The following is a 20309-nucleotide window of genomic DNA, read 5'->3' as shown; positions in this document are numbered from 1 at the left end:
TTAACCCTCTTGTTCTTGTTCGCGGCACAACACAGCGTCTTTGCGGCGGGAGGTCCGCCATGCCTTGAATCGTTCCTGGAAGCCCATGACGAACACGAAGAACACGGGAACGAAGAAGATGGCCAGCACGGTCGCGCTCACCATGCCGCCGAACACGCCGGTGCCGATGGCATGCTGCGTCTCGGCGCTGGCACCCGCCGCGATCATCAGCGGCACCACACCGAGCCCGAAGGCCAGCGAGGTCATGAGGATCGGCCGCAAGCGCAGCCGGGCAGCTTCCACGGCCGACTCCACCAGCCCCTTGCCCTGCTCGCGCAATTGCTTCGCGAACTCGACGATCAGGATGGCATTCTTGGCAGACAGGCCGATCACGGTAATCATGCCGACCTTGAAGAACACGTCGTTGGGCATGCCTCGGAGCATCACCGCACCCACCGCGCCCAGCAGGCCCAGCGGCACCACCAACATCACCGAAAGCGGAATCGACCAGCTCTCGTAGAGCGCGGCCAGCACCAGGAACACGACGACCATCGACAGCGCCATCAGCATCGGCGCCTGCGCGGCGGACTGACGCTCCTGCAGCGACTGCCCGGTCCACGCGATGGTGAAGCCCGGCGGCAGCTGTGCGGCAAGACGTTCCATCTCCGCCATGGCAGCCCCGCTCGAGGCGCCGGGCGCAGCGCTGCCGGCGATACGCACCGACGGATAGCCCAGGAAGCGCACCAGTTGCAGCGGCGTCTCGCTCCAGACGGGTCGCACGACTTCAGACAGCGGCACCATGCCGCCATTGACGTTGCGCACGTAGAGCTTGAGCACGTTGTCGATCTGCATGCGTGCCGGCGCGTCGGCCTGGATGATGACCTGCTGCATACGTCCCGCGTTGGGGAAGTCATTGACGTAGGTCGAGCCCATCGCCGCGGACAACGCGTCGCTGATGCTCGCGAACGGCACACCGAGTGCTTCCGCCTTCTCCCGGTCGATGTCCAAGCGGATGCTCGTACCAGCCGGCAGGCCATCGGGATAGACGCCGCTCACGATCTTGCTCTGGGCGGCGAGTTCGAGCAGCTTGACCTCGGCCGCGTGGAGCGCCGCATAGCCTTGATTGCCCCGATCTTGCAGGCGCAACGTGAAGCCCGAGCTCGTGCCGAGTTCGTCGATGGCCGGCGGCAGCAGATTCATCACCGTTCCTTCTCTGACACCCGCCATCGCCTGGTCGGCCAGCCGCACCTCGTTCTGCGTCGTTGCGCCGTTGCGCTTGTCCCAGTCCTTGAGCACGGAGAAACTCAATGCTGCATTCGAACCAGAACCGGAGAAGCCGAAGCCCACGATCGACAGGTTGGACCCGATCGCCGGACGCGAGGCGACATGCCGCTCTAGCATCTTGACCACATCCAGCGTGCGTTCGGCGGTAGCGTCAGCGGGAAGCTGGATGGCCGTCATGAAGTAGCCCTGATCCTCCTCGGGGAGGAAGGACGATGGCAGTTGCCGGAATGCCCATACCAGGACGACGGACATCGCGACGAACATCAGCATCATCCGCGCCGAGCGGGCGATCAGCTTGCCGACGCGCGACGCGTACCACTGCGTCATACAGTCGAAGCGGCGATTGAACCAGCCGAAGAAGCCGCGCTTTTCGTGGTGTCCGTGGGCGACCGGTTTGAGCATCGTCGCGCACAGCGCAGGCGTCAGCGTGAGTGCGAGGAAGGCCGAGAACAGGATGGAGACCGCCATCGACAACGTGAACTGCTTGTAGATCACGCCAACCGAACCGCCGGCAAGCGCCATCGGGATGAACACCGCGGTCAACACCAAGGTGATGCCGACGATCGCGCCCGTGATTTCCTTCATGGCCTTGATCGTCGCGTCCTTGGGCGACAGACCTTCCTGAACCATCAGGCGCTCGACGTTCTCCACCACGACGATGGCGTCATCCACGATGATGCCGATCGCGAGCACCATGCCGAACATCGTCAGCACGTTGATCGAAAAACCGGTGGCCAGCATGATCGTGAAGGTACCGAGCAGCGCGACCGGCGCCACGATCGCCGGGATCAGCGTGTAGCGCACGTTCTGCAGGAACAGGTACATCACGAGGAACACCAGCACCATCGCCTCGATCAGCGTATGGATGACCTTCTCGATCGAGATCTTGACGAAGGGCGCAGTATCGAACGGGATCGAGTAGCTCATGCCCGCCGGCATGGCTTTGCTCAACTCCTCCAGACGTGCCCTCACGGCTGCCGCGGTCTTGACCGCATTGGCGCCTGGGGCAAGCTGGATAGCGGCCGCCGTGGCGGGCTTGCCGTCCTCGCGATTGATGAAGGCGTAGGTCTGCGAGCCCAACTCGACCCGCGCGACATCGCCCAATACGACCTTCGAGCCGTTCGCGTTGGCACGCAGCACGATGGCGGCGAACTGCGCCGGCGTCGTCAGTTGGCCTTGCGCCGTGAGCGGGACCGTCACGCGCTGGCCAGACAAAGCCGGAGACGCGCCCAGGCTGCCCGGCGCAATTTGGGCGTTCTGCTGGCTGATCGCCGTGGTCAGGTCGCTCATCGACAGGCCGTAAGTGATCAGCTTGGCCGGATCGACCCAGACACGCATCGCCTCCTCGGAACCGAACAGCTGCACGCGGCCCACGCCCTCGACGCGCCGAAGCTCCTCGACGAGATTGCGCGCCAGGTAGTCACTGAGCGCGACTTCGTCGAAGCGGCCCCCCTCGGATCTAAGGCCGATGATCATCAGAAAGCCGGACGAAGCGGACTCCACGATCAGCCCGTTCTGGCGCACGGCCTGGGGAAGGCGCGGCTCGATCGCCTTGAGCTGGTTCTGGACATCGACCTGCGCCATCGCCGGGTCCGTACCGGGCTTGAAGGTCGCGGTGATCTGGGCGGTACCGGAGGTATCGGCCGACGACTCGAAATAAAGCAGGTTCTTGACGCCGGACAACTCGCGCTCGATGAGACTGAGCACGCCGTCGCTCATCGTCTGCGGCGTCGCGCCGGGGTAAGTCGCGGTAATGCTGACGGTCGGGGGCGCAACTGACGGGTAGCGCGCGATCGGCAGCTGCGGGATGGCGATCGCGCCCAATAGGATGATGAAGAGGGCAATGACCCACGCGAAGACCGGGCGCCGAATGAAGAATTGAGACATGGCAAGACGCTCCCGGTCACTCAACGTGCGGAGACCGCGGCAGCGGACTCGAGTGACTTCACGTCGTGCACGGCGACCACGGCGCCGTCGGAAAGACGCTCCATCCCTTCGACGACGACCTTCTGTCCGGCATGCAACCCTGCCCGGATGCGATATCGACCCTCCACGAGTTCGCCGAGCTCCACTGCGGCTAGGTGCGCCTGGTTCTTCGCATCGACAGTCCAGATCCGTGGCTTGCCCTCGATGCGGACCACCGCCTGCTGCGGCACGGTCAACGCGTCCGCATAGTTCGCTCGCGGGATGCGGGCACGCACGAACATGCCCGGCAGCAGTTGCCGTTTCGGGTTGTCGACCACCACGCGCAGCAGCACATCGCCTGTCCCCGCGTCGACGTTGACGCCCGAGAACAGGATGCGACCGGTCACGTTATACGGCTCGCCGTTGTCGCGCAGGATGGCCACCGGCAGGCCATTGCCGGAAGCAGACGGTTGCGTCGCCAGCGCTTCGCGCAAAGATTCGAGTGACGCCGCCGGCTGACGCACGTCGACGTAGACCTGGTCGATCTGCTGAATGCGCGCCATCGGGTTGCTGTCGCCGCTGCCGACCAGCGCGCCCTCGGTCACGAGCGCCTGGTCGATGCGGCCCGTGATCGGCGCCTCTACCGTGGCGAACTTCAGATCGAGTTGCCGCCGTGCAAGCGTGGCACGCGCCTGCGCCACATCGGCGGCGGCCTGGTCGCGCTGCGACACCGCGTCGTCGTAGACCTGACGGCTGATCGCATCCGACTCGACCAGAGACTCGAACCGCGCGGTTTGCACTTGAGCGCGCGCCAATGCCGCCTCGGCGCGCTGCAGCGCTGCCGCAGCCGTGTCCACGTCGGCCTTGAAGGGCGCGGGATTGATCTGGAACAGCGGCTGCCCGGCACGCACCTCGGTGCCTTGCTCGAACTGGCGGCGCAGCACGATCCCGCTGACCTGCGGGCGAATCTCGGCGATGCGGACCGCGACTACGCGTCCAGGCAGGTCTTCGGTCAGTTTGAGATGGGTAGGCGCCAAGGTCGCGGCGCTAACTTGAGGCGCCGGTGGCGCACTCTGCGGTTCCGCCTGTCCGCAACCCGCCAATATCGCCACCACCAGGGCGTAGGCACCGCTAAAGCGGCACCGTCGTTTGTTCTTCATATCCACTCCATGAGGCGCGGGCAGCCAACTGCCCACCAAAACACGCGGCAATGTGCGTTCGCTCGATGGCGTTTCTTCTGCGGTAGTATGGAGATTCGATGGAGATGCCAAGTGGATGTGAAGTAGTCGCGATGCCTGATACAACCCAACCGTCCGGAGCCGCGCAAAGCGCCCAAGCTTTGATTCTCATTGCCGAGGACGAGCCCGAGATCGCCGAAATTCTCGCTGCCTATCTCGCGCGCAGCGGCCTGCGCAGCGTGTATGCCGCCGATGGCCGCCAAGCGCTGGAGCTGCATTTGTCGCTCAAGCCCGACCTCGTGCTGCTCGATGTGCAAATGCCGCAGGTCGATGGCTGGAAAGTGCTGGCGGAGATCCGCCATCGCGGCGATACGCCCGTCATCCTGCTGACCGCGCTGGATCAGGACGTCGACAAGCTGATGGGACTGCGCATCGGTGCCGACGACTATGTGGTCAAGCCGTTCAATCCTGCGGAAGTCGTGGCGCGCACCCAGGCGGTATTGCGTCGGTCGATGTCCGGTTCACGGCAGGCGGAGCAGCGCGTGTTGCGCGCAGCGCCGTTCGAGATCGATCTGGACAACCACGAAGCCACCGTCCTGGTAGGCAGTCGGCGTCATACCCTTACGTTGACTTTGACGGAGTTCAAGCTGCTGGCGCAACTCGCGCGTGCGCCCAAGCGCGTGTTCAGCCGCGCCGAACTGATGGCCACCTGCCTGCCCGAGGGCGACACGCTCGAGCGCACGGTGGACAGTCATATCAGTAAGCTTCGCAAGAAGTTGGAGGATCTCGACGTCAAGGGCATTCCGGTGGGTGTCCGCGGAGTCGGTTACAAGCTCTGGAGTACTGAGTGAAATTGAAAGGGCTGAGCCGCCAGATTGCGCTGTCGATGGCGGCGATGGCATTCGGCGTGACGCTGCTGGTCGTCCTGACCGCCTACGCGTTCTACTATCTGACATTCACGTATTGGCCGGCTCATTACGAGCAATCGGGCTGGATACCGACAGCTCCGGAATGGGTCTGGCTGATCTCGACCACCTTGGTCGGCCTCGCGCTTTCCGTTGCAGTGGGCGTCAATCTGGCGCGACGTATTCTGGTGCCGCTCAACTCCGTCGCGGACAGCATCCGTCGTGTCTCGCAGGGCGATCTTGGCGCGCGCGCCATTGCGGGCGATCGCTCGCTGCACGAGGCGGCCTTGCTTGCCGACGACTTCAATGCGCTTGCGGATCAGTTGCAGCGCGTGACCGAAGAACAAGCATTCTGGAACGCTGCGATCGCCCACGAACTGCGCACGCCGGTCACCGTTTTGCGCGGACGATTGCAAGGCTTGGCCGAGGGCGTGTTTGCCCCTGAGGAGTCTCAGTTCCGCAGCCTGCTGACCCAGGTCGAAGGACTGACGCGGCTGATCGAGGATCTGCGGGTGATCAGCCTCGCGGAAAGCGGACACCTCGACCTCGAAGTTCAAGAGAGCGATCTGGCCGCGGATGTCGAAGCCGTCGTCGCGTTCTTTGGGGATTCGCTCCAGGCAGCAGGCCAGCACCCGATCCTCGATTTGGATAGCCGACGCATGCGCTGCGATCCGGTTCGGATGCGGCAAGCACTGCTGGCCCTGTTGGAAAATGCGCGGCGGCATGCCGTGCCTGGGGCGATACGCATTCAGACACGCGTAGCGGATGGCGTGTGCCATTTGTCTGTCGCAGACGATGGTCCGGGCATCCCCGCCGACTTCGCGCGTCACGTCTTCGAGGCGTTCCGGCGCGCGGACGATGCGCGCCCCAGTGGCGGGAGCGGTCTAGGCCTTGCCGTGGTGGCGGCCATCGCCCATGCGCACGGCGGGCAAGCCCTATGCAATCCGACGGCCAGCGGGGGCACGCGCTTCGAGGTGCGCTGGCCGGATGACCTCGCGCCGGCACGATGAGCCTGCCCCCGGCAAGCGACTTCTTTAACCCGCGAGCTTCCTGAACGTTTCGAGCACGGCCTCGCCCTTGAAGGGCTTGACGATCCAGCCTTTGACGCCTGCCGCCTTGCCGCGCTCCTTCATGGCCGGGCTGCTTTCGGTCGTCAGCATGATGACGTTGACCGAACTGTTCCCGAGCTCGCCACGAATCTTTTCGACCATCGTGAGGCCGTCCATGTTGGGCATGTTGACGTCGCTGATGACGAGCCGCACGCCGGGGTTCGTCTTCACTTTGGCGAGCCCGTCCTTGCCGTCGACGGCCGTATCGACGTCGAGGCCGTTCTTGCGCAGGAACCCGGCCACTTCGTCACGCACGGTACTCGAATCGTCCACTACCAGAATCTTTGCCATATCCAGTCTCTCTCGCGTTGATGTTTAAAGTCAGAAAAGTTCGAGCTCACCGGCCTCGATGAGGACGTCGACGTCGGCGGCAGAGTCGGGACAGTCCTCGGGCGACCAGTTCAAGCTGAAGATGAATCGCTGATCGAGCTCCGCCGAAGCCCCCGTCGTTTCGTTGGTCAACCGGTACTTGAAGCACAACTGCGGGTTGTCGGTGCCGAACGAGATGTATCGATGCTTGTGATTGATGAGCAGCGGCACTTGCACCTGCGAACGGGCGAGCGCATCGGCCCCGCCCAGGAAGCGATCCTTGAATGCCCCCCAGATCAGGTTCGTCAGCTCGCCGAGCAACTCGTTGAGCTCGCGAAAGCCGACATCGCCCTGCGCGAGCGCCGTGCCGCGCACGACAGCCGCAAGCGGCTCCTCTTCGGTCTGGATCATCATGTAGCCGCGACACCAGGCACTTTCGAGCGGAATCAGGCTGAACAGCTCGCCGAAGATGATGCGATCGCGCACGATGCAAGGCGTCTCCCAGCTCGCAGCAAGATGCTTGAACATGCCGGCCAGGCGCGCCTCGGTGATCTCGGAAATGCCTCGCACGAGCGCATTCGGGAAGTCGAAGCTGAACAGGTATTCGTCGATCGCCGAAACGAGCGGCGCGGTGTCGTCCGCCGAGTAAGTCGCGCAAACCACGTCGGCAAGCGCGGGCGGCAAGCCCTCACGCCCGCTCCCCTCGGCACGGCGCAGGATGATCGGCAACTCCGGGCGCAGTGCGTCGATGCGCGTCGCCGCCGCGGCGCTTTCCGCTAGCGAGCCGCCGTAGTCTTCGCCGAGCAGCACGGCGCCAAGATCGATGTTCGAGCGCAACACGCTCGTGAGCCGGTTCTTGCGCGCCTTCAGCCCAACCAGATTGTGCTCGTCACAGAAGCGCCGGATCGCGGCGAGACGGACAGGTGAGTCTTCGAGAACGAGCACCTTGCTGACCGGCTTGTTCGTGTTCATGCAGGGTGCACCTTCTTAATACTTTGGAAAACTAAGGAATTTCAGAATCGGCTGCGCTAGAACAACTCTAGCTCGCCAGCGCTCTCGTGTGCGTCCTCGGTCACGTTCGCGACAAAGTCGAGCGGTGCGCTCATGCACACGCACAAGGTCGCACGCAGGCGGACGGCGTGCTCGATCGTGACATCGTAGGCGGTGACGTAGCCGGGCTTCAGTTCATCGATGTAGCCCATGCAATCGCTGGACAGCGCGTAAGGCGTCGACATACCGAGGTCGGGGAAATACTCGACGAGCTGCTGATTGATGGCGCCGCAGCAGAGATTGCCGATTTCCATCCCTGCTTCGCGCAGCGTGCGCTCCGCCCCTTGCCCCAGGTAGTAAGCACGCGTGGCCTCATCGTCGGCGAACTGCAGCAAGAGCACGATGCGAAATTCAATCGAAGCAATCGTCAAGACGAGCACCTCGGCGCCCGGCTTAGGTTCGGCGTTGCCGTGCGCTGACGCTCGAACGATGTCGCAAGCGTGCGACGACTCGACAGTCAAACGTGTGCGCGCCGCCTGGAAGAAAATCCGCTCGAAGCTATCCTTCGCCGCTTGAGTAATCACGTCGGCTTCCGTTCGAGCTTCGATTGAAACTGTTGCGCGCTCGCCTCGACGCTGGCGAGCGCCGCCGTGATCATCTTGCCGCCGGCTTGAATGTCCTGGAAGGTGGCCGTCGTGACGAGATCGTTGCGATCGAGACTGTCGCGGTAGCTTTTGGACAGCTCTTGCGAGCGCGTCGCGAGCGCGCGCACTTCACCGGCGACGATCGAGAAGCCACGCCCCGCCGCACCGGCGCGCGCGGCCTCGATCGAGGCATTGAGCGACACCATCAGCACGTGATTGACGATGCGCGCCAGCTCGTGGTTCTTGCGGTGCATGTCCTGATTTTGCGACATCAGCGAGATCATCTGCTCGTGCCAGCGCTCGAACGTCGCCGAGAATTGCTTGAGCCGCGCCGCCTCTTGCTCGATCCGCTTCGCATGCGCAAGCAGATCGTCCTGGCGCGCCAGCGCCGTTCCGAGTGCGGCCTGCGCCTCGCCGAGACTGCCCGATTCGCGTGCGAGCGAGCCCGCGAGACGCTCCGTTTCGGCCGCGAGTTCGCTCACGCGCGCTTCATAGGTGGCGATGGCTGCCGCGTGGCGTGCCGTTTCCTTATCGTGCTCGGCCGTCAAACGTGCGAGCGCCTCACCGTGCGAGCGCGCCGCCCGGGCGCTCGCGCGCTTGTGTGCGACCGCTGCGGCTAGCGCCGCGAGTGCCACGCCGCCCGTTGCGGCGAGTGCCGACATCCAATACGTTAGAACCACAGATTTCCCCGACTCGACCTGCTATGCCTGCTTCATCCGATCGTTTGCGCTCGCCCGCTTCTTACGCGAGCGCATCGTCGCGCGCTGCTTTCGTGTCCTGACCGACCGGTGCGCCGAGGCTATCGACGACCCACGATTCGGGCAGGTGAACGATCGTCTGGAAGCGCCGGAAATCGGCCCCGTGGCGCTCGTCGGTGAAACGCAGCTCGATGCGTCCGTGCTCGCGCTCGAGCATCTCCTTCACGGCATCCATGCCCACGCCGCGCCCCGACACTTCCGTTACGGCTTTGGCCGTAGAAAAGCCCGCTCGGAAAATGAAATGTGTGAGCGCTTCGTCGCTGATCTCATCGTTCGGCGCGACCCAGCCGCGTTCGGCCGCGATGGCGCGAATGCGTGCGAGGGCAAGCCCGCGGCCGTCATCGCTGAGCGTGATTTGCAGCGCGCCAGCGTCGACGCCGACTTCGACCTCGATCGTCCCTGCCTCACGCTTGCCAGCCGCCGTGCGCTCGTCGGCCGGCTCGATCCCGTGATCGACGCTGTTGCGCAGCAGATGCGTGAAAACATCGCGCAGCGCGGTGCTCGCATGGCGGCGCAGGCGGTAACCGTTGTCGTCGATCGCGACCGACGGCTCGGCCTTGCCCAACTCCTTGGCCAGCGAAGGCAGCGATTCGATCGGGCCCGACAGCGCTTCTCCGAAGCTTTCCGTATCGAGCAGGCGAAGCGTGCGGCGTACCGCGTCGCGCATGGCGGCGAGCCCTGCTACGTCGCCTTCCTGAACCGACTCGACGAGACGCAGACTGTCGTCGATGTGCGAGCGATCGACCACCATGTAACGGCCGCCCTGTGCGCGATGCGCCACCCCATCCGGGCCTTTGCGGCCAAGATTGACCTCATTGATCGTGGCGTAGTGCTCGACGGCCTGCTTCACGCGTGCGAGCTCGGCGATCGACGCCTCACGGTCCCACGCCTCGCCGCTCCCGAGACTGCGCATCTCGTCGTAACGCTGCTCGGCCTCGTGCACGATGCTCGTCAGATGACGCAAGCCGTACGTGCGCGCATTGCCCTTGATCGTGTGCATGTTCCGGAACAGCTCGGCGAGCGCCGACTCGTCCGCGTGCTCATGCTGACCGATGATGCGTTCGTTCTCGTGGATGAAGCCCTTCGCGCTCACGACGAACTGATGGAACTTCTCCTGGCTCACGGCCAGGATTTCGCCGATCATTTCGAGCTGTCGCTTTTGCTCGTTCGATTCGGCGGCCAGACGACGCAACTCGGTCACGTCGCGCACGCAGAGCATGAGGCGCATGACCGTGTCGGTTTCGTCGGTGATCGCCGACCAGCTCAGATCGAGCGTCTTGGTGCGCCCGTCCGGCATCACCTTGATCACTTCGTTGACGAGCAGATGTTCGTTGAACGCGAAGTTCATAGCGTCTTCGCCGATGCAGGCATGAACGGCCGCCTCGACCTGCGAGCGCGTGTCGGCATCGAGGGTCGTGTCACCGAAGACGAGGGCCATGACGCCGCGTCCGGCGATGTCCTGCGTTTCGAAGATGGCTTCCAGATAAGCCGAGTATTCGCCGTGCACCACGCCGTTGTCGATGACGGTCAAGATGCCCTGCGGCATGTTCTGCAGCATCGCTTGGATGTCGGCCGTCTTTTGTTTCAACTGCAGCGAGCTTTGCTCGATCTTCTCGATCATGTCGTTGAACGCGACGATCGAGCGGCCGATTTCATCCATGCGCGCGACGGGCACGCGCCGCGTGAAATCCTGGCTCGACGCGATCTCGCTCATTTCCGACTGCATGCGCGTCAACGGCCGCGTGATCTGGCGATAGAGCAGCATGCCGATGACGGTCAGCATCGCGATGGCCGCAGCGGTCGCACCGCCGATGGCCGTCGTCGTCGTGGCGAGCATGCCGTTGAGCGCGCCGATCGCGGCGTCTTTTTGGCGGTTCTTCTCGATCCGCATCGTCTCGACGATCCCTTCAAGCTCGTCGCGGTATTCGCCGACGTTCGCGAACAGATACGCTTGCGCCATGTCGTTCTTGCCCGCGGCCTTCATCTTCGCGGTTTCGTCGATGGCCGAGAAGTAGTTCGCGAGGCTTTCGCGCGCCTGCGCGACGAGGCCCTTTTGTGCGTGGCTCGCGGCGGCTTTGTCTTGGATGTCGAGGGCTTGGAGCAGCGCCGCCTTTTTCTTCGTCAGCTGATCTTGCGCTTGCGAGACCATGTTGGCGTCGGGGGCGTAGACGAGGGTCATCGTCGCCAGTTGGACGTCCTTGACCTGGGAAACCAGATCGGCCGATGCGAGTGCACTCGGTACGACGCCTTGCGTGACCTGGCGTACTTCGCCGGCGCTACGGCGCGCCTGATACGTGGCGTAGCCCCCGATCGACGCGAGCGCGACGAACATGAGCAGCACCAATAAGATGATGCGATGACGAATCGTCATGTGAACCCCGATGCGTGGTCTGCCGCGCCCGGTCTGGGCCAGGCGCGGTATGTTCTTTTGTGGTGAATCCGTTACTGCTTTATCCCGTCATCATCGGGGGCTACCGTGACGGCTTAATGACTGTGGGGAATGGGGGTGTGCAGGGATGGGTGGTAGGCTGATGCGAATTGGCGGAAAAGCGGCGAGTTTCGCGGCCTGTGCGCAGATCGAACTTGTTGAACGGCAGCAACACACTATTTGAGGATAGCGACTCATCATCAAATAACCGGTCGGTAGGTTCAATGAGTCGCTGCAACAGCCTCACGTAGCTTATCGGCCGGAGACATGAAGCCCAATGTCTTTCTGGGCCTTTCATTGAGCCGTGCTGCGATTTTGTTCAGCTCCGCCTGCGAGTATTGATCAAGTTGCGTACCGTGAGGCAAGTACTGACGCAGAAGTCGGTTCGTGTTTTCGTTGGTACCGCGTTGCCAAGGACTTCGCGGGTCGCAGAAGTAGATCTTCACATCCGTGGAGATCGTGAAGTCTTTGTGGTTCGCCAGCTCCATGCCACGGTCCCAGGTGAGCGACTTGCGTAGATGCTGCGGCTGCCGCTTAACCTCACGCTTCAGGCCCGCCACAACGCTCACCGTGTCCTTTCCCTTTACCTTGACGAGGATGGCGAACCTCGCGCGCCGCTCGACCAAAGTGGCGACATGAGTATTGTTGGCGCCACTGACGAGATCTCCTTCCCAATGACCAGGTACCGCACGGTCGGCTGCTTCAGGTGGTCGCAAGTGGCCGACAGATGGCATCTGTTGAAGAATCTCGGCGACACCATTGAGCACACCTTGAGCCGTTGCCAGCGAGATATCCGCGAGGTCGCACGCTCGCTTGATAACGAGGACATTCCTCCCGCAATAGCGACGATCACATCGAATTTGCCCTGCGTGCCAACAACGTCACGAGCGAAACAGCAGCAAGCTCAGCGGCGCGAAGCGCGGCTCGCTTGCTATGAAGCGGTCATGCACCATCATCGAAGCGGAATGGCAATACGCGCGATTGCACGCGCTACGGCATTGGATCAGTGCCGGTGGGTTTCCCGAACGGGCGCAACGGCCACCAGCAAGCAGCAAGCTGGATCCCTTTCGGGCTTATCTTGCCGCGCGCTGACGCGAGGGCTGCCAAAACGCGGCAGCGTTGCATTCGGAAATCGCAGCACAAAGATTCAGGGGCGGCTCCGGCATCGTGCGCCAGGCTGTTCATGCTTGGCGCCAAACCTCTCCGCCGGTTCAACAGATGCGTGCCGTGGTGCCGCGAGCCATACCTTCCACTCGCCGCGCATGCTCCTGGCTACTTGGCCGAGCCATGGCAGCGTTGACCGATGGCGATAAGCGGCATGTCGAGCGCCTTGTTCAGCAGCTAGCCGAGCGAAATCCGCAGATCGCAACGATCCGACGGCTGTCGGTCGAGTTCGTCGACATCGTAAAGCACCGCGCGCACAACGCGTTGGCAAGCTGGCTACGTCAGGCCCAGGCTAGCGGTGTCCCGGAAATGCTGCGGTTTGCGACAGGCATCAGCCACGACTACGACGCAGTACACGCTGCATTGCTAACGCCCTACAGCAACGGCATTGTCGAAGGGCATGTGAATCGGCTCAAGTTCCTCAAGCGTCAAATGAATGGCAGGGCCGGCTTTCAGCTGCTTCGCACTCGCGTGTTGAATCGGTGCTGACGCGCAGCGCAAGTTTCACACAAAGTGTGGAAGAGCCTGAATTCTGGCTCCGGCGCTGTCACGTGCGAGTCATCGACGTCCCTCTGAGAAGCCAATAGAGGGGCGGCCGACCACCTTTAGCTTGGCGGAACTGCAACGTGTGGCGCCTTCGTAACGCTGTGTTAGCTGTAGCGCTCGATCAGGCCGGTTCGGTGCGTCTCCCGATCCGCTCACGTACCTCAGGCGATGCCAGGCATGTCGCGACGGCTTCGTAACCCGGTGCGCCGGGGTAAGACGCCACGCGGCTAGGGGTCCTCCGGCTCATTTTTACTTTGCGCAACAACCCCAAATTCGATGGTTCAAATTGTTTCTCCGAGCACGAATGTTCACGGAGTTTACTTGCGAACCTGCGCTGTGACGGTATTTGGCTCCACCGCCGGCTCAAATACAATTATCGTAGCAGCGCCGTCCACGCCGACTCCGTTTCAAACGGGGAACATCATCTTTTTTCCGTCTTGACTCCGTCGTGGTCATTTAATGACAGAAAATATCCGATTCTGGTTCCTGCCGGGAATGGGGTTTTGGCTTACACGAATTTGAATGGGTCTGTTTTTTGTAATTATGATGTGCTGAATTGATCGGGGTGTCGCTGGTCAATCTCTGATGAGTCTGGAACCGCTGGAGTGTCCTTGAGTTTTTGCATGCCCCGCAGAGTTGCGGGGCATGCCGTACCCGAAACGATGTTCAGTTCGAGAAATCGTAATTGCAATAGATGGAACCACCGGTGCCGCTTGTATAAGCCCACAGTCCATTACCGGCCGGTACGTACACCGGATGCGGAAGTGTTGCAACCGTAATCGGCGGCACGAGGACGGAGAAGAGAACGATGTTTCCGGTCGCTAGTGGAGTCGGCTGGGTGGGGGACGCAATAACGAGCGTATTGGCGCCCCAAGTGCTGCCCCACACCGTCTCGCTGCAATTTTGAACGATTATGCCGTGCGTATTGGAACTGGCGGGGACGATATTAATGACGGTGTTGACCGGCATCCCCCCCGGCGTCATGCCTTGGCTGTTGTAGGAATTGTTCCCCATCGGGTACACCTGAGCCATCGCCGAGCTTGCCATCAGCATGGCGATAGTCGTGCCCATTGCCAACGAAAGGGATTTCAGATTGGTCTTCATGTAGGTCCTATTTGGATTTATGACGCAACGCACCCCGCATGGCCGCGACGTCCTTGAGCTATCGCGATGATTTCTGCATCGGTACCGCAGGCAGTCTTCGAACGTCCCACCCCCGGTCGCGGAATGCCCGTTCATTATATAAGGGTCGAATACTGTTTGATACCAAGGGGGAACTATCAGGGCGACGTCCCCTGCACCTCTGACCCTCTCGCCCCTAGCAGAGTTAGGAGCGCTGCTCGCTAGCGCCATCGAACTCCGCATGTGCGGCTTGGGCAATAAACGGAAATGGGTGGCCTTTACCCTTCACCTCGGGGTTTTGAGGCAACCGCCGCCACGGATAATTGAGCAAACATTGCCGTGAACTGCCCATGAACCCGGCCGCCCCCATTCGCATGGCTTCCCCGGAAGCCGACGAACGCATGGGCTGGTGGACGATCTACTATCCGTCGTTTTTTTCGCCGAACGGTTGGATCGCCACGCTGATGGGCCTGAACTCGTTCGCACTCGCGCTGCGCATCCTTCAGCGCAGCTACTTCGTCTGGCACATGTACGGCTGGGAGCACGCGGTGCCGCGCATGATCGTCGGCAATTTCATCAACGCGATGGCCGCCGCGCGCGCGTGGCGCCTGTTCATCGTGCATCTCGTCACGGGCAAGCGGCTCGTCTGGGACAAGACAATGCACGACTTCGCGTCCACCGATCAGCTTACCCAGCAGCGCCAGCGTTTGGGCGAGTTGCTGCTGTCGTGGCAGGCCATCTGCGTATTTCGGCAAACGTGACCGCCGATTTCGGGAATGTGACCGATTCGGCGGGTTGGGGCGTTGCGCGGTGTTGATTGTAGATTTCCTTGTCAGTTTTGGTCGAGTTCGGGCTCCGGAACGTTGGGTTTGAGGGCCGCTTTTCTGAGCGATTCACCGGTAAGCGTGATCCGGTGATGACGCTACATAAGGCGATCAAGCATCGCATCGGCAATGGTCTCGTCGCCAATCCAGCCATGCCAGTGTTCGATTGGTAGTTGGCTTGTGAGAATGGTCGCCTTGCCTGCGGCGCGATCGTCGATCATTTCGAGTAGGTCGTTTCGAACCGTCGCATCAAGGGGAGCCATTCCCCAATCGTCGAGCAGGAGCACATCAACGCGGGCGACTTGCAGCAACCATTTGGTAAAGCCGCCGTTGCCGTGCAGGATGCGCAACTCTTCACTCAGGTGCGGTACGCACAGATACAACGCCGAGTGGCCGCGACGGCAGGCGTATTGCGCGAGCGCGCAGGCAAGCCACGATTTACCAGCGCTGGTTGGGCCGCTGATCAAGAGGCTGTAGCCTGCTTCGACCCAATCGCCGAGGGCGAGGCTCGTAAGTGAGCGCGGGTCCACGCCCCGGCCGGAGCGGGTGTCGAGATCTTCAATGGCCGCCTGCGGATACTTCAAGCGCGCTTGCTTGAGCAGTCGTGTACGGCGCCGATCATCACGCCAACTGGCTTCCCGGTCGACCAGCAGCGATAGCCGCTCCTCGAAGCTCCGGCTGGCCGCACCAGGCTACGTCAATTGTTCTTGGAGTCCGTCCGCAAAGCCGTCGAGCTTCAGGGCGCGTAGTTGGGTCAGTGTCTGTTGCATCATCATGGCCGGTTCTCCTTATTGGTAGTGCTGGAGCCGCGTACATGCGCGTGGCTTGGGCTGATCCAGTCGGCAGGCGTTGCCGCTGCGGCGCGGTCGCGGTTATTGATCAGGATGTCGCGAACATGGCAGTAGCGATGCACACCCAGTTCCAGTGCGAGCGCACACGCGGCTTCGAGGCGCTCACGACCGTATCGACGAGAGAGCGAGAGCAATCCGAGGCACGCGCGATAGCCGTGTTCGGGCTGACGTTGCTCCTGTAGCAGCCAGGTGACCAGCACGCCGGTTGCAGCACCGATCTGCTGCCCCCCATGAATGAGCCGCTGCGGCGTCCATTCAAGGTGCGCGCGGTGTGCTACCGGCATATGCTCGACGACGGTCGTATAGCCGCCTGCGCGGTCACTGCGAGCGTGACTGGCAACACGACGGCCGCGATGCAATAGTTCGACGGTGCCCGCCGTGATGCGCGCATCGAGCTTTAGACCGACCAGCGCGTGCGGCACGCTGTAGCGATGTTTGTTAATCTCGACGTGATAGTCGATGTGGACCGTCACCGTCTTGAAGCGCGCCAGCTCATAGAACTGTGCGGGTAGCGGTTGCATTGCCGGCGAGCGTAGCGACACTTGCGGAAACGGGAATCGTATAGGTCCTCAAAGGCTTGCATGATCGGCGGCTTCGCTCGGTCCAAATCCAAGAGTAAACCTGAGCCGTTAACGGCTTACAACCGCTTGCTCACCTTCCAGACCCTTTATTCATCGGGTCCTTCGTGCGAAAGCCCTGGGGCGCAACGGCTCAGTTGCCACATGCGAACAGATTTGCTTTACCATTACGCCTATAAGGGGTCCGAGCCCCATTAATTATGCAATAGTAAGGCGAGTTCGACGATGCGGGTGCCTCTTAATAGCGCACCCTCGATGCGGCTCCAACGATAAATCCAAGGAAGGATCGGGGAATGCGGGTTAGTAGGCACGGCCAGTTGCGCAACGTATTGCGTAACAGACGGGCGCGATGCGGAAAGCAGCGGGGATTCACGCTTCTCGAGTTGCTCGTCGTGCTGGTCATCATCGGCATGCTGGCTGCGATCGTAGGGCCACGCTACTTTGCACAACTCGGAAAATCGCAAGGCACGATCGCGCGAGCGCAGATCGATGTGCTCACCAAGGCGCTCGACAATTTCCGGCTTGATGTCGGTCGTTATCCGACAGCCCAAGAGGGACTTACCGCACTCGTCGTCAAACCGGCGGGTGTGGACAAGTGGGACGGCCCGTACCTAAAGAAGGACGTGCCGCTCGATCCGTGGGGGCACCCATACGTCTACAAGATTCCCGGCACCAAAGGCGACTACGCCGTGATTTCGTATGGTCGTGACGGCCAGCCTGGGGGGACCGGGGAAGATGCCGACATCAGCAGCGAATGACGGTGCGGCGCTGATATCGATGCGCTTTCCCCCGGATGGGCACGGCAATGGATAGCGCGGCGATATGCAATTCGAAGTAAGAGCGCTTTCCTCCGAGAACAGGATCGTTGCGATCTTGATCGACGCCTCGGACGAAGACCACGCACGTCGCCAAGCCGAAGCGCTCGGGTTGCATCCCACGCGGATTACGCCGCGCCGCAATCTGCGACGGCCCGTCGCGTCGCGCGGCCGCTTTTCGCTCGTGCTCTTCAGTCAGGAACTACTTGCGTTGTTGACGGCAGGCCTTTCCCTCGTCGAAGGGATGGAAGCGTTGCTCGAGCGGGAGCGAGGTGCCCGGTTGCGCAGCGTACTGGAGCGGCTATTGACGGGACTCAGAGAGGGCAAGCGCTTGTCCAATCTTCTTGGCGAGCAGCCGGATGTGTTTCCGCCGCTTTATGTTGGCATCATCCGCGCCGCTGAGGGCACGAGCGATTTGCCGCGTTCGCTCCAGCGCTACGTGGACTATCAATCGCGCGTGGATGTGGTGCGCAACAAACTGATCAGCGCGGCGATCTACCCCAGCATTTTGCTCGTCGCGGGCGGCGGCGTGACCTCCTTTCTGGTCGCTTATGTTGTTCCGCACTTTGCGACCATCTATGAAGACACGGGCCGCTCGCTGCCCTGGATGTCTCAAGCACTCCTCGATTGGGGGAAGTTCGCTGCGGCGCACGGCCTACTGCTTTTTGCAGCCGCTCTCTTCTGCCTGACGAGTGGCGGCCTCGCTTTACGCACGGCAATTTCCAAAGTGGGCCTCGTCAGCCTGTTGGCGCGGTTTCCTCTACTCGGCGAGCATTTGCGCATCTACGAACTATCGCGGCTTTATCTTACGCTTGGCATGTTGCTGGAAGGCGGGATCCCTATTGTTACCGCGATGGCGACGGCCAGCGGGACGACTTCCCCTGCGTTGAAGGAGCGGCTCGCTCGGGCTCGCGTCGCGGTGCAGACTGGCGGGACCTTGTCAGGCGCATTCGACGACGAAGGTCTTACGACGCCGATCTCGCTACGTATGCTCCGCGTCGGAGAGCGCTCGGGAGAACTCGGCAGCATGCTCGCTCAATCGGCTGCCTTTTACGACGGCGAGATCAGTCGTTGGATCGACCGCTTTACCAGGCTTTTCGAGCCACTGTTGATGTCGGTGATTGGCCTGGTTGTCGGTGCGATCGTCGTACTGCTCTATCTGCCGATTTTCGACCTTGCGGAAGCCCTGTCGTGAAGACGCAAGCGACGACGCCTCTCGTGCTTGACGCGGCCTTGCTATCCCAGGCGCGTGCCGCCGCAACGGCATCGCAACGTCATGTGTTCGCCGAGTTGGAGGCGCTGACCGGTGCGGAACCGCGCGAGCTTTTGCGGGCGCTGGCGCAACTGCTCGCAATGCATGTCATCGAGACACCCGAAATGTTGGGGCTACAGCCGGCATTCGATCGCGTATCGCTCGCACGCGCCATGCAGCGACGGTGCGCGCTATTGCGCGACCCCAGCGGACGAGTGATCGGTGTGGCGACCGATCCGTTCGATCTCGATCTTCGCACTTGGCTTGCCACTCAGGCGACCTCGGCGATTGAGGTGCGGCTCGCGCTGGTGTCGGATCTCCAGGCGTATCACACGCGCATGGAGGAGTCCGCGCGTGCGGTGGATAGCGTCGTCACGTCAGCAGACGAAGCGCATGGTGAGGGGCGAACGGCGCAGGTGCTGTCGTTCGAGACGGTCAGCGAGGCGGCTAGTCCCGCAGTCAAGCTTGTGAATTCAACGCTCTACGACGCGCTCAGGGCGGGCGCCTCGGACGTTCACCTCGAAAGTACGGTGAGCGGGCTGGCTCTGAAATATCGCGTGGATGGTGTGCTCGATGCGGCGGCTACGATCCAAGGCGTTGAAATCGCCGAGCAGGTGATATCACGACTGAAGGTGCTCGCCGAACTCGATATCGCGGAGCGCCGCGTTCCGCAAGACGGTAGCTTTCGAGTGGCGGCGGGCGGGCGCGATATCGACTTGCGCGTCTCGATAATGCCGAGCATACACGGTGAGGACGCGGTGATCCGCATTCTCGACAAGCGCGTGATGATCGAGGCGTATGGTGCCCTGACGCTCGAAGCACTCGGCTATGACGGCCAGTCGCTGGCGGCGCTCCGGCGCTTGGCGGAAGAGCCGTACGGCATGCTGCTCGTGACCGGGCCCACTGGCTCCGGCAAGACGACCACGCTCTACGCCGCTTTGACGGAGATTCACAACGGGCGGGACAAGATCATCACGATCGAGGACCCAGTGGAGTACCAGCTACCCGGTATCTTGCAGATCCCCGTCAACGAAAAGAAGGGGCTCACCTTCGCACGTGGCCTTCGGTCTATCTTGCGACACGACCCGGACAAGATCATGGTCGGCGAGATTCGTGATCGTGAAACTGCGGAGATCGCGGTTCAATCGGCATTGACGGGGCACCTCGTGCTAACCACCGTGCATGCCAACAATGTTTTTGACGTGTTCGGCCGCTTCAATCATATGGGCATTGACCCGTATGCGTTCGTATCGGCACTGAACGGCATTTGGGCTCAGCGGTTACTGCGCGTCAATTGCAAGCATTGTGCCGCACCGTATCTTCCTAGCGAGCTCGAACTCGGTCGACTCGGGCTCGCGCGCGTCGACGTTGCCGATTTCGACTTCCGGCAGGGGGCGGGCTGCGGTGATTGCCGCGGCACGGGGTATAGAGGAAGACGCGCGATTGCGGAGATCTTGATTCTCGACGACGAGATTCGCGACATGGTGGTGGAAAAGCAGCCGATCCGCCGTATCAAGGAAGTGGCGCGAAAAAACGGTACGCGCCAATTGCGCGAGGTCGCGCTGACGATGGTGAAGTGTGGCGAGACGACGCTGAGCGAAGTAAAACGGGTGACCCTCAATGCTTGAGCGGCTGACGAGAATGATGAGGCGCGCATATTGCCGCGTC

Annotated in this window: 14 protein-coding genes and 5 pseudogenes; 7 read left to right on the top strand and 12 right to left on the bottom strand. The window is 62.0% G+C overall.

The annotated features are described in order from the left end of the window. Together D7S89_RS17835 and D7S89_RS17830 are read right to left on the bottom strand one after the other, a co-directional pair. Positions 1 to 3150, bottom strand: coding sequence for an efflux RND transporter permease subunit (locus tag D7S89_RS17835; RefSeq protein WP_121279364.1), 3150 nt, complete (start codon positions 3148 to 3150; stop codon positions 1 to 3). Between the two features lie 20 nt (positions 3151 to 3170). Beyond that, on the bottom strand, positions 3171 to 4328 hold the full coding sequence (locus D7S89_RS17830) for an efflux RND transporter periplasmic adaptor subunit (RefSeq protein ID WP_121279501.1): 1158 nt from the start codon (positions 4326 to 4328) through the stop codon (positions 3171 to 3173). 131 nt (positions 4329 to 4459) lie between these two features. Between D7S89_RS17830 and D7S89_RS17825 the strand changes: the two genes are divergently transcribed. Together D7S89_RS17825 and D7S89_RS17820 are read left to right on the top strand one after the other, a co-directional pair. Beyond that, on the top strand, positions 4460 to 5197 hold the full coding sequence (locus D7S89_RS17825; protein WP_121279362.1) for a response regulator: 738 nt from the start codon (positions 4460 to 4462) through the stop codon (positions 5195 to 5197). Continuing rightward, on the top strand, positions 5194 to 6261 hold the full coding sequence (locus tag D7S89_RS17820) for an ATP-binding protein (protein ID WP_121279360.1): 1068 nt from the start codon (positions 5194 to 5196) through the stop codon (positions 6259 to 6261). Before D7S89_RS17825 ends, D7S89_RS17820 begins: the two co-directional genes overlap by 4 nt. A gap of 24 nt (positions 6262 to 6285) precedes the next feature. On the opposite strand, the gene D7S89_RS17815 is transcribed toward D7S89_RS17820, so the two are convergent. From D7S89_RS17815 to D7S89_RS17790, 6 genes and pseudogenes are all read right to left on the bottom strand, one after another. Then, positions 6286 to 6651, bottom strand: a complete 366-nt coding sequence (locus tag D7S89_RS17815; RefSeq protein ID WP_121279358.1) for a response regulator — start codon at positions 6649 to 6651, stop codon at positions 6286 to 6288. Between the two features lie 30 nt (positions 6652 to 6681). Continuing rightward, positions 6682 to 7641: a chemotaxis protein CheX gene (locus D7S89_RS17810; RefSeq protein WP_121279356.1), complete on the bottom strand. Its 960-nt coding sequence runs from the start codon at positions 7639 to 7641 to the stop codon at positions 6682 to 6684. Positions 7642 to 7697: 56 nt separating this feature from the next. Then, positions 7698 to 8243: a hypothetical protein gene (locus D7S89_RS17805; RefSeq protein WP_121279354.1), complete on the bottom strand. Its 546-nt coding sequence runs from the start codon at positions 8241 to 8243 to the stop codon at positions 7698 to 7700. Further along, positions 8240 to 8965: a methyl-accepting chemotaxis protein gene (locus D7S89_RS17800; RefSeq protein WP_121279352.1), complete on the bottom strand. Its 726-nt coding sequence runs from the start codon at positions 8963 to 8965 to the stop codon at positions 8240 to 8242. The genes D7S89_RS17805 and D7S89_RS17800 overlap by 4 nt, the downstream gene beginning before the upstream one ends. 79 nt (positions 8966 to 9044) lie before the next feature. Further along, positions 9045 to 11432, bottom strand: coding sequence for an ATP-binding protein (locus tag D7S89_RS17795; protein ID WP_121279350.1), 2388 nt, complete (start codon positions 11430 to 11432; stop codon positions 9045 to 9047). A gap of 278 nt (positions 11433 to 11710) precedes the next feature. Next, positions 11711 to 12202: pseudogene (locus D7S89_RS17790) on the bottom strand (IS30 family transposase); the annotation flags it as partial. Positions 12203 to 12707: 505 nt separating this feature from the next. Between D7S89_RS17790 and D7S89_RS17785 the strand changes: the two are divergent. Next, positions 12708 to 13142, top strand: coding sequence for a transposase (locus D7S89_RS17785; RefSeq protein WP_121279348.1), 435 nt, complete (start codon positions 12708 to 12710; stop codon positions 13140 to 13142). 178 nt (positions 13143 to 13320) lie between these two features. On the opposite strand, the pseudogene D7S89_RS27930 reads toward D7S89_RS17785, so the two are convergent. Together D7S89_RS27930 and D7S89_RS17775 are read right to left on the bottom strand one after the other, a co-directional pair. Then, a pseudogene (locus D7S89_RS27930) lies at positions 13321 to 13431 on the bottom strand (MerR family transcriptional regulator); the annotation flags it as partial. Positions 13432 to 13865: 434 nt separating this feature from the next. Further along, complete coding sequence (locus D7S89_RS17775) at positions 13866 to 14303, bottom strand: hypothetical protein (RefSeq protein ID WP_121279346.1); 438 nt, start codon at positions 14301 to 14303, stop codon at positions 13866 to 13868. A gap of 413 nt (positions 14304 to 14716) precedes the next feature. Here D7S89_RS17775 and nfrB point away from each other — a divergent pair. After that, positions 14717 to 15061: pseudogene (nfrB, locus tag D7S89_RS17770) on the top strand (glycosyl transferase family protein); the annotation flags it as partial. A gap of 92 nt (positions 15062 to 15153) precedes the next feature. Here the strand turns inward: nfrB and istB are convergent. Both istB and D7S89_RS17760 read right to left on the bottom strand, forming a co-directional pair. Further along, a pseudogene (gene istB, locus D7S89_RS17765) lies at positions 15154 to 15921 on the bottom strand (IS21-like element helper ATPase IstB). Next, positions 15918 to 16532, bottom strand: a pseudogene (locus tag D7S89_RS17760) (Mu transposase domain-containing protein); the annotation flags it as partial. The pseudogenes istB and D7S89_RS17760, both read right to left, overlap by 4 nt. Positions 16533 to 16867: 335 nt before the next feature. On the opposite strand from D7S89_RS17760, the gene gspG reads away from it, so the two are divergent. From gspG to D7S89_RS17745, 3 genes are all read left to right on the top strand, one after another. Then, complete coding sequence (gene gspG, locus D7S89_RS17755; RefSeq protein WP_121279344.1) at positions 16868 to 17332, top strand: type II secretion system major pseudopilin GspG; 465 nt, start codon at positions 16868 to 16870, stop codon at positions 17330 to 17332. A 64-nt stretch (positions 17333 to 17396) separates the two neighbouring features. Continuing rightward, on the top strand, positions 17397 to 18584 hold the full coding sequence (locus D7S89_RS17750) for a type II secretion system F family protein (RefSeq protein WP_121279342.1): 1188 nt from the start codon (positions 17397 to 17399) through the stop codon (positions 18582 to 18584). After that, complete coding sequence (locus D7S89_RS17745; protein ID WP_121279340.1) at positions 18581 to 20269, top strand: GspE/PulE family protein; 1689 nt, start codon at positions 18581 to 18583, stop codon at positions 20267 to 20269. The genes D7S89_RS17750 and D7S89_RS17745 overlap by 4 nt, the downstream gene beginning before the upstream one ends. Positions 20270 to 20309: the final 40 nt, after the last annotated feature.

Source organism: Trinickia fusca (assembly GCF_003628145.1).
Taxonomy (GTDB): Bacteria; Pseudomonadota; Gammaproteobacteria; order Burkholderiales; family Burkholderiaceae; genus Trinickia; species Trinickia fusca.
The sequence above is the reverse complement of the archived record's forward strand: the minus strand, read 5'-3'. Positions and strand labels throughout refer to the sequence as shown.